The organism is Trinickia sp. (assembly GCF_035492435.1).
Lineage (GTDB): Bacteria > Pseudomonadota > Gammaproteobacteria > Burkholderiales > Burkholderiaceae > Trinickia.
In genome coordinates, this window is record NZ_DATJJF010000133.1 from 1 (window position 1) to 8,942 (window position 8,942).

The window sequence follows — 8,942 nt, forward strand, 5'->3', positions numbered from 1 at the left end:
TGGCGCCAAGCCGGCGAAGAAGCCGAGCGACTCGGGCTTGAAGAGGCCCGACTGGCTCATGCCCGGCGCTACGTAACCAGTGAAGAAAAGGTCGTAGTACTCGAAGACCCCGCCGAGCGAGATCAGGATCACCATGGTCCAAATGGTCCGCGACGGCGGCAGGCGGTCGAAGCGTGCAGCAATTTCGGTCGATTTCTGATGTGACACGTGTGCCTCTAAGTCTTTATTGGTTTTGTTTTCAAAAGCTATTGGTATGGCGGCAATTGGGAAGAACGGGCACCAATGTCGCATGTCGCAGGTTGCTTAACAAGGGGGGCGCAAGTGCGAACACCATACGTGCCACCGCACCATACCGCACACTGAGGGGGCGTCGGCACCCACGTTCTATGCGATGGCAAGGTGATACCAAATAGGAGTCCTAATTAAAAAACTGTTCACACGGATGGCGGAGCCGGTTTAGCCGAGACCGACGATGATGCGAGCGTTAGTTCGACTTTTGTGCAGGAGGAATGAAATGAAACCGCTCGTCTTCGCTATCGCCGTCGTGACCGCCACGGCTTGTGCGTCCGCATTTGCCCAGACGTCATCGCCAGCGCAGTCTTCGCCTGACAGCGCGCAAATAGCGTCAAATGAGACATCGGCACCCAATGGTCGGTGGGTGCCGCCGTATGGCCAGCCTACGCAGCCAAAGACGCGTGCTCAGGTCTATCAAGAACTCGTGCACGCGGAAAATGACGGCCAGATGGCCTATCTGAACTCGCATGTCTACTTTGGCAGCTGAGCCAAAGCGGCACATTCGTTGGAGAGCTCGTACGGTCGCCGTCGAATGCCTGTTACTGAATGGGCAAGGCGGCCATCTCCACGGGCAACGTGAATCGAAACGTTGCTCCGGCTCCGCGGTTCGAAATGGCACACAAACGCCCGCCATGGGCTTCGATGATGCGCCGGCTGAGGCACAACCCCATGCCGGTGCCTTGCGGCTTGGTTGTAAAAAACGCTTCAAAAATGCGTTCCGGATCGTCGGCCGGAAGCCCGATACCGGAATCGCTGACCGAAATCGTCAGTTGGCCTTGCTCGGTTTTTTCTGACGCGACGATCAGTACGCCGCCTGTTTCTCGCATCGCCTCGATGCCGTTCAGCATGAGATTCATCAATACCTGATGCAACTGCACACGATCGGCAGTGATTATCGGCAAGTTCGGATCGAGCTCGTTTCGAATCCGTATTGCGTTTCTCGCGGCCGTATCGGACAGCAATATCGTCATCTCTCTGACAATCTCATTGATGTCTACAAGCTCCCTCGCTGTGGTGGTTCGCCCATAAAGCGAACTCACGCCATTGATAATTCCGATCGCGCGCTTGACCGCCAGGGCCATGGCCGTTGCAGCGTGACATGCTTGTTCGATATCGGGCACATCGCGGCGCAGCCATTGCATACAAGCTTGCGCACCGGTGGCAGCGGCTGCGACCGGTTGCTTGATCTCGTGGGCCAGCGAGGCAGCGAGCTCTCCCATCATGCTGACCCGGTTGATGTGCGCGAGATCCGCCTCCAGTTGACGCAATCGCCCGCGCTCTTCTTCAGCGCGTTTTCTCAGTGTGATGTCGTTATTGGTTTCCAACGCTGCAATCGGCACCCCGCGCGCATTGCGCTGTAGCGACCAACGGCTCGCCACCGTCACCTGAGAGCCGCCTTTCCGCGTATGTACAAGCTCGCCTTCCCAGTGGCCGCTACTGTCCAGTTCAGCCGAGATGTGCTCAATCGGCGCAGGGAAAACCGTCTTCAGCAGGTGAGTTGCGACTTGGCCAGTCGCCTCCTGCGCCGTCCATCCGTACAGCGATTGCGCACCGGCGTTCCAATACGTGATGACGCCATTCATGTCTCGAACAAAAATCGCGTCATGCGTCAGATTCAGGAGACTAGCCTGCTCGCGCAGTGTTTCTTCCGTACGCTTGCGGTCGGTGATGTCCGTTACCGCACCTAAGTACAGAAATTTCCCGTCGCTCGTAATGCCATGCGCCACGGCATGCACGTGTTTGGCAGATCCATCCGGCATCACCAGCCGATGTTCGGCCGTAAATGCGCGACGCTCGCGCTCCGCAATCTGCAAGATCTGCTGCAGACGAACGCGGTCGTCCGGATGCGTTCGGTCGATCACCAATTGGAGCGTGGGCGTGACGGCTGGGTCTACCGAGAATATGCGATAGGTCTCCTCGGACCAAAAGACTTCGCCGCTCGACACGTTCCAGCCGAAACTTCCCGTGTGGCTCAGTTTTTGCGCTTCCGCTAAATACATCTCGCTGCGGCGCAGCGCGTCCTCGGTTCGTTTGCGTTCAGCCCGCTCCTTAGCCTCGCGCACCGCGCGCTGAACCGAAGGCACGAGCCTCGAAAGTCGCGTTTTCAAGACATAGTCCGTCGCGCCTATTCTGAGCGCATCGACTGCCAGTTCTTCGCCGAGCGCGCCAGACACGAAAATAAAAGGCAGTTCAGGACGAATGTCCAAAGTGAGCTTCAATGCCGAAAGGCCGTCGAACGTTGGAAGCTTGTAATCCGCGAGAATCAAATCGATTCCGGCAATCTTTAGTGCTGCAGAAAATTCTGCACGGGTTTGAACGCGGATGAACTCACAGGCGAAATGATCCGTTGCCAGCAAATCTTGAATGAGTTCTGCGTCATTCGAATTGTCCTCCAACAATACGATGCGAAGCGTTGACATTATTGTACCTTCCTCATGCTGCCCGGGGGAGGCTCATTGATGATCGCCCAGAAGACACCTAGTTCCTTGACAGCGTTTATGAACTCGTGAAAATCGACTGGCTTGACCACATAAGCATTTACGCCGAGCTTGTAACTCATCATCATATCTTTTTCTTCATGGGATGAAGTCAGCACAACTACGGGTATCATTCTAAAATTCTGGTCTGACTTGATCTTTGCCAATACCTCTAAACCATCGACCTTCGGTAGTTTCAGGTCGAGCAGCATGACGGCCGGATTATCGTTGGGCCGGCCGGCATACTCCTCTTTGCAGTACAGGTAGTTTAAGGCTTGCTGGCCGTCTCGGGCGATGGCCACCTCGTTTGCCAGGTTATAGTCTGCAAGTGCGGCCAGAGTTAATTCGACATCCCTCGGGTCGTCCTCGACGATCAAAATACGTCCGAGTCCGTTCATGATGTGCTCGCAGTTCTTGCCTGCGCAACGTCCGCTTTAGGCAGGGGAAAGTAGAGTGCAGCGCCCGGGGCCAGCACCCCAGAGAGTTCCTGACCAAGTCTGATAATCTCTCGCTCGCGGTGCTGAATGCGCTCAATTTCAGTTCGGAATAGATCGCGCGCGTAACGCGGATCACTTTCGATTCGGCACCGAACGTTCAGGAAGCCGGAGATAATATCAGTCCATATTGTAAAAATAATAAAATATGGTATATCCGCCGCGGGAATTTGGAATGAATATTGGGGCAGGGAATAAAAGCAGCCGAGGCTGGCGGCCGACACAACAACCGCTGCTTTGACCGGGCCGACTTCTCCGAACCATGTGGCCCACGTGGCAAGGACAATCCCCAAATCGAAAAGTGGTGCCGCAAAGTCACGAAAGCCGTGGCGTTTGCATGCTAGCGCCAGCCCAAGCGCAACCCCGACGCAAGCGACCGAGAGGCCGCCGTAGCGGAGAATCGCTGAGCGAATCGTTTGCAAGTTCGAATGCAAGCGCGCCAAGCTTCGCCTCACCGCGGAACCTGCTGGATCGTTCCGCACACCCGCTGAATTATATTCCAGTCACCTTGGAGCGGTGACGCGAGGTTCGACAGCCGGCGGCGTGTTGGGCGCCAGGGCAGCGCGAGGGGCTCGGACGCGAGGACGTTGCCCGGCGGCGGCCATCTTCTCCGTAGCCGCCGCGCTCGATTTTCAGCGCTGCTGAGGGGCTGCTAGCTGAGGCGCGGCAACACCTGTGTCACGACAAACAACAGTGCAGCAAACACACCGTACAGCCAGCCCACGTGGGTTAGTTGGCGGCCCCGTACTTGAGGCGCACGGAAGTACCACTGCAGGAACACGATAGCTATAGCAGTCACGGCCGCAGCAAGAAGAGACGGTGTTGCGAGATGCCAGGGCGTGAAAAAGAGACCAAACGCCGTGGGGATGGTCGCCTGAATCATCATCGCCCCGCTGATGTTGGCGAGTGCCAGCCGTTCCTTGCCCTGCCGTACCCAGATCACAGCGTTCATTATCTCGGGCAGCTCGGTCGCGATTGGGCTGAAAAGCAATGCGCTCAGCTGTGGACTTAGACCGAGCCACGGCCCCACCAGCTCGATTTGCCGAACGAACAGGTGCGAGGCCGCGAAAATGACCAACAGGGCCCCGGCGGTTTGCGTGATGATCCAGCCCATTGCCGGATTCGCATCATGAGGGCGCAACTTGAGCGGCTCGAGCTCGCCGTGGTCGTCGCCTTCGCCCTCGGCACGCAGCTCTTTCCAGCAATAGAGCGCATATGCAGACAGAAAGGCAATGCCCAGCAATGGCTTAAAGCTAAAAACCACTAGTCCCAGCGCAATCTTGGCAACGAAGATGGCAAGAAACCAAAGTTGATCGCGACGCAGCCGCGCGGTATCGGTATCGACGTATGCGGTAGAGGCTCGGCCGCCGCGCCGCGCAGTCGCAAGCAACACGACTCCGACGACGGCATAGGCTACGGTACTGAGGGCGAGCGGACCCCCAATTGCAGCCCCCACACCAATCTCCTTGTGGGCTGGCGTGGTGCCAAACGCAACAGCGACAAGTGTGACAACGCTCTCGGGCAGCGCCGTGCCGAACGCGGCCAGAATCGTACCTGTGGCCGTCTGCGCGAGATTGAGCCTTTGTCCGAGCCACTCGACGCCGTTGACGAACGTTTCGCAGGAAAAGTAAATGATGCCGGCAGCGGCAATGAGGAGAGCGATGGTCAATGCCATGACGATCGCTCCGACTTGAGAGTCCGAGAGGCGAGCAACATAAGGTTGCAACTCCACGAGCCGGGCACATAAACCAATGACGCCGCCCTTCGCCCGGCTCGGGTTGAAGGGAAACGTCATAGGTCTCGCCAAACCGTGGAACGGTTGCCGACGCCATGGCATGGGTTGCCAATTATGTTGACGGCGGCGCTTCGCGTCGCGAAGCAGACTACTCCCCTAAGACGGGCGCAATTATAGCGCACTAACGCCCCGATAAAAACTGCGAATCGTCTCGCTACCAGAGAAATTCCGATTCATCCGCAGTCACTGGTAGAATAGGGGGGTACCCTATGTTGGGTACCGCGATCCCAAAGGCAAAGCAGATCGAGCACATGAATATCCACTCATTCGATGACAAATCAGAGCACGAACACTCCTTCCTCGGCGACTCGCACGACGCGAACGCAAGACGCACGAGGTCGGTCGTTGCGCTCACATTGGTGATGATGGTTGGAGAAATCGCCGCGGGCTATCTCACCGGCTCCATGGCGCTCCTCGCCGATGGCTTTCATATGGCAACGCACGCGGGGGCGCTCGGCATCGCCGCGGCCGCCTATGACTTCGCGAAACGAAATTCAGGTAATCGGCGCTTCAGTTTCGGAACAGGTAAGGTCGGCGAACTCGCGGGCTTTGCCTCCGCGCTCATTCTCGCGGTCGTTTCTCTCTTGATCGGCATCGAATCAGTCATCCGGCTTGTTCACCCGACGAACGTTGCTTTCGGTGACGCCACGCTGATTGCGGTCGTGGGTCTAGCGGTCAATCTGGCCAGCGCCTTCCTGCTTTCGCACGGACATGGGCATGGACACGGACATGGACACGATCACCATCATGGTCATGGGGGCCATCACGCGCATCATCACGAACATCACGGGCACGGCTCGCCGTCGGGGCACAGCCACGACAACAATCTACGGTCTGCTTATGTGCACGTGTTGGCCGATGCCCTGACATCGGTGCTGGCCATCGTGGCATTGCTGGCCGGCCGTTTCGCTGGCTGGATCTGGCTCGACCCGCTCATGGGCGTTGTCGGTTCGGTTGTGATCGCGCGTTGGGCATGGGGCTTGATGCGCGATACCGCGCGCATTCTGCTCGACGAGACAGATCAGCATGTTGCCGACGAAATTCGAACCTTGGTCGAAGCACCGGGCGACACGAGAATTACCGATTTGCACGTTTGGCGTGTGGGTCCCGAAGCACGTGCGGCCATTGTCAGCGTCATTTCGAAGTCGAGTGTATCGGCTCACCTCATCAGGCAAAGACTCGCCCCAGTGCACGAAATCGCGCACCTGACGCTCGAACATCGGGTGGAGTAGTACCCTCTCTTCCGGCATTTTGCTGCGGGCGGCTGCCGCTCGCGTCCCATCAAGAACGCAGCAGACGGGCGAAAGGGGCTCGGCCGCTCATACACATGAGCCCCCTTTTGCATGCCCGTCTTCGTGCACCAGCACCGCTTACTTCACGCTCGCGAGCACCTTTCTGACTGTGTCGAAGATCTGCTCGATCTGCCCTTCGTCCACAATGAGCGGCGGCGAAAACGCGAGAATGTCGCCCGTATAGCGTACGAGCACGCCAGCCTCGAAGCATTTGACGAAGACTTCGTAGGCACGTGAGCCTGGTGCGTCCGCACGAGGTTCCAGTTCGATGGCTGCCACAAGCCCCAGGTTGCGAACATCGATCACATGCGCTGCATTGGCGAGTGCATGTGCTGCGCGCTCGAAGGTCGGCGCGAGACGATCGGCGCGGGCGAACAAATCGTCACTTCGATAGAGATCCTGAGTGGCAACGGCCGCGGCGCAGGCGAGCGAGTGTGCCGAGTACGTGTAGCCGTGGAAGAACTCCACCGCACCGGGCAAGCCGCTTTGAATGATCGCGTCGTGAACCAGGCGGCTCGAGGCAACGGCCCCCATTGGCACGGCCGCGTTGTTGATGGCTTTCGCGAGTGTAATGAGATCGGGCGTGACGCCGAAGTACTCGCTCGCAGTTGCGCATCCAAGCCGACCGAAACCCGTAATGACCTCATCGAAAATCAGCAAGATTCCGTACTTCGTACAGATTTCGCGCAGCCGTTGCAGATAGCCTTGTGGGGGAATCAGCACCCCGGTGGAGCCGGCGACTGGCTCGACGATGACAGCCGCGATAGTCGAGGGATCGTGCAGCGCCACGAGACGTTCCAGCTCGTCGGCCAAATGCGCGCCCCATGCAGGCTGTCCTTTTGAAAAGGCATTGCGCTCGAGACTGTGCGTGTGCGGCAGATGATCGACATTGCCGAGCAGCGATCCGGAAAACGCCCTGCGGTTAGGTGACATCCCACCGACCGAGATGCCGCCGAAGCCGACGCCGTTATAACCGCGTTCGCGGCCGATGAGTCGTGTGCGTTGGCCTTCGCCACGCGCGCGGTGATAGGCGAGCGCGATTTTGAGCGCGGTGTCGACGGCTTCCGAGCCTGAGTTCGTAAAGAAAATTCGGTCGAGGCCCGCCGGCATCACCTCGGCCACCTTCGTCGCGGCTACGAAAGCGAGCGGGTGGGCCATTTGAAACGGCGGCGCGAAATCGAGCGTGGCCGCTTGAGTCTGTATGGCGGTGACGATTTCGTCACGGCAGTGGCCTGCGTTCACGCACCACAGCCCGGCGCACCCGTCGAGCACCTCCCGGCCGTCTGCGGCGCGGTAATACATGCCGCGCGCGGAGACCAAGAGGCGCGGCGCAGCTTTGAACTGACGGTTCGCGGTGAAAGGCATCCAGAAATGGGAAAGATCGTCGGATGCAGGGTGGGAGGTCACGGGGTTTCTCCTTTATGTCAATGGAGGCCGCGAAGGCACTCGCTTCTAACGGCCAATAGTTTGACTCTAGCGTCCGCTGTCCGGGCATGGGCTGCACAGTCGCCCCGCCATGTTGCCAAACTTTACTGGCAAATTGACCCAAACCGTATTGGGGGATCCCACCGTGCCGGTGATGATCGAGTCTACATTGGAGCGCGACCCTACCAGCGCACCGACGCTGGTCCAGCAATGCGCCAGCAGTCGAGCAGAAAAAGATGTTGTTAGTTCCGTTGCTGGCATGCAAGCAGTCCGCGGGATGCTCGTCGCATTGATTTTTCCGCGGACCATAAGCAACACGGGCCTGACAGCGTTTCCGGTGCCGCTTTGCGGACGTCATCGGAATACCATCACCATCCGTCACATTCCGATTTGATCCACCACGTTTGACGAAGCATGCCGTAGTGCTGCGATCGTCGCAGATACGGCATCTGCTGCGCGTCACGGAAGCAACGAGCCGACACCCTGAGCGTGATGCACTGATTTTGCTGCTCGGCATTACGTGCGGCATGCGCGTTACCGAGATTGCGCGCGTTGAGGTTGCCGACGTGCTCACACTATCGGGCGCAATTCGCGCGGAAGTGAGTCTCAGGGCCGTCATCACGAAGGGCGTGCTCTTCATTGGCGTCGCGGACAAGGACGGCGCGATCACTGGCGTCGCTAACTTCGACGGCATCCAGCAGCGCGTCCGTGAGGGCTACAGAGGGTTGCTTTCCGCCGATTCGCAGCTATGAAGCGCATGCGCTCACGATCCGCGCTTCGGCGACGCGCGCGAAACGTGGATCTCGATCAAATATGTTGTTCAAAAGAGTGAATAAACCGCTTGCCGAGCAATGTTTGGTGACTCCGACGCGCCTGAACGTTCAGCCGGATATTGGCCAGCTCGCGCCATCCTGACCTGATGCGTTCGGGACTAGGGCTTGCTCGCACCACTTCACACGGCATTCGCGCGGGCGTATCAAATGGGACGCCTATTCGAACAGGTGATCTATGAAGCGAGCCTGGCGTTGCTTGATCTCGATTGTATTGATCGGAAGCATCATCGCCTGCGGGGGCGACGACGATGATCATAGCAACAAGCAGCCTCAGCCTCTTGGCGCGGCCGGCATCATCGAGGGGATCTGGAACGGTAACCTGACTTCCAACG

The 8,942-nt window shown here is 58.4% G+C and carries 10 protein-coding genes, 1 pseudogene and 1 riboswitch; of the genes and pseudogenes, 4 read left to right on the forward strand and 7 right to left on the reverse strand.

What is annotated here, in order from left to right; translation table 11 throughout:
• Positions 1-291 (reverse strand): annotated as a pseudogene (locus tag VL598_RS10400) (hypothetical protein); the annotation flags it as partial.
• Between the two features lie 223 nt (positions 292-514).
• On the opposite strand from VL598_RS10400, the gene VL598_RS10405 reads away from it, so the two are divergent.
• Positions 515-781: a DUF4148 domain-containing protein gene (locus tag VL598_RS10405; protein WP_325326632.1), complete on the forward strand. Its 267-nt coding sequence runs from the start codon at positions 515-517 to the stop codon at positions 779-781.
• 52 nt (positions 782-833) lie between these two features.
• On the opposite strand, the gene VL598_RS10410 is transcribed toward VL598_RS10405, so the two are convergent.
• The 4 genes from VL598_RS10410 to VL598_RS10425 all read right to left on the reverse strand — a co-directional run bounded on the left by VL598_RS10410 (position 834) and on the right by VL598_RS10425 (position 4,940).
• A complete protein-coding gene (locus VL598_RS10410; RefSeq protein WP_325326633.1) occupies positions 834-2,714 on the reverse strand; it encodes a hybrid sensor histidine kinase/response regulator in 1,881 nt (626 codons plus the stop codon).
• Positions 2,714-3,169 (reverse strand): response regulator, encoded by a 456-nt coding sequence (locus tag VL598_RS10415; protein ID WP_325326634.1) that lies wholly within the window; start codon positions 3,167-3,169, stop codon positions 2,714-2,716. Before VL598_RS10415 ends, VL598_RS10410 begins: the two co-directional genes overlap by 1 nt.
• Positions 3,166-3,687, reverse strand: a complete 522-nt coding sequence (locus VL598_RS10420) for a hypothetical protein (RefSeq protein ID WP_325326635.1) — start codon at positions 3,685-3,687, stop codon at positions 3,166-3,168. The genes VL598_RS10415 and VL598_RS10420 overlap by 4 nt, the downstream gene beginning before the upstream one ends.
• Positions 3,688-3,917: 230 nt before the next feature.
• Positions 3,918-4,940: a sodium:calcium antiporter gene (locus VL598_RS10425; RefSeq protein ID WP_325326636.1), complete on the reverse strand. Its 1,023-nt coding sequence runs from the start codon at positions 4,938-4,940 to the stop codon at positions 3,918-3,920.
• Positions 4,941-4,992: 52 nt separating this feature from the next.
• Positions 4,993-5,169: riboswitch (yybP-ykoY riboswitch) on the reverse strand.
• A 142-nt stretch (positions 5,170-5,311) separates the two neighbouring features.
• Here VL598_RS10425 and dmeF point away from each other — a divergent pair.
• Complete coding sequence (dmeF, locus tag VL598_RS10430) at positions 5,312-6,292, forward strand: CDF family Co(II)/Ni(II) efflux transporter DmeF (RefSeq protein WP_325326637.1); 981 nt, start codon at positions 5,312-5,314, stop codon at positions 6,290-6,292.
• A gap of 138 nt (positions 6,293-6,430) precedes the next feature.
• Here dmeF and VL598_RS10435 read toward each other — a convergent pair whose 3' ends face one another.
• Positions 6,431-7,759 carry an aspartate aminotransferase family protein gene (locus VL598_RS10435; RefSeq protein WP_325326638.1) on the reverse strand — a complete coding sequence of 443 codons (1,329 nt, stop codon included), beginning with the start codon at positions 7,757-7,759 and terminating at the stop codon, positions 6,431-6,433.
• A 109-nt stretch (positions 7,760-7,868) separates the two neighbouring features.
• Here VL598_RS10435 and VL598_RS10440 point away from each other — a divergent pair, with 109 nt between their 5' ends.
• Both VL598_RS10440 and VL598_RS10445 read left to right on the forward strand, forming a co-directional pair.
• Positions 7,869-8,171, forward strand: coding sequence for a hypothetical protein (locus VL598_RS10440; protein WP_325326639.1), 303 nt, complete (start codon positions 7,869-7,871; stop codon positions 8,169-8,171).
• A 28-nt stretch (positions 8,172-8,199) separates the two neighbouring features.
• Positions 8,200-8,529, forward strand: coding sequence for a hypothetical protein (locus VL598_RS10445; RefSeq protein WP_325326640.1), 330 nt, complete (start codon positions 8,200-8,202; stop codon positions 8,527-8,529).
• Between the two features lie 55 nt (positions 8,530-8,584).
• Here VL598_RS10445 and VL598_RS10450 read toward each other — a convergent pair.
• Positions 8,585-8,942 (reverse strand): hypothetical protein (locus tag VL598_RS10450; protein WP_325326641.1); only part of this gene is annotated, 358 nt, incomplete at its 5' end.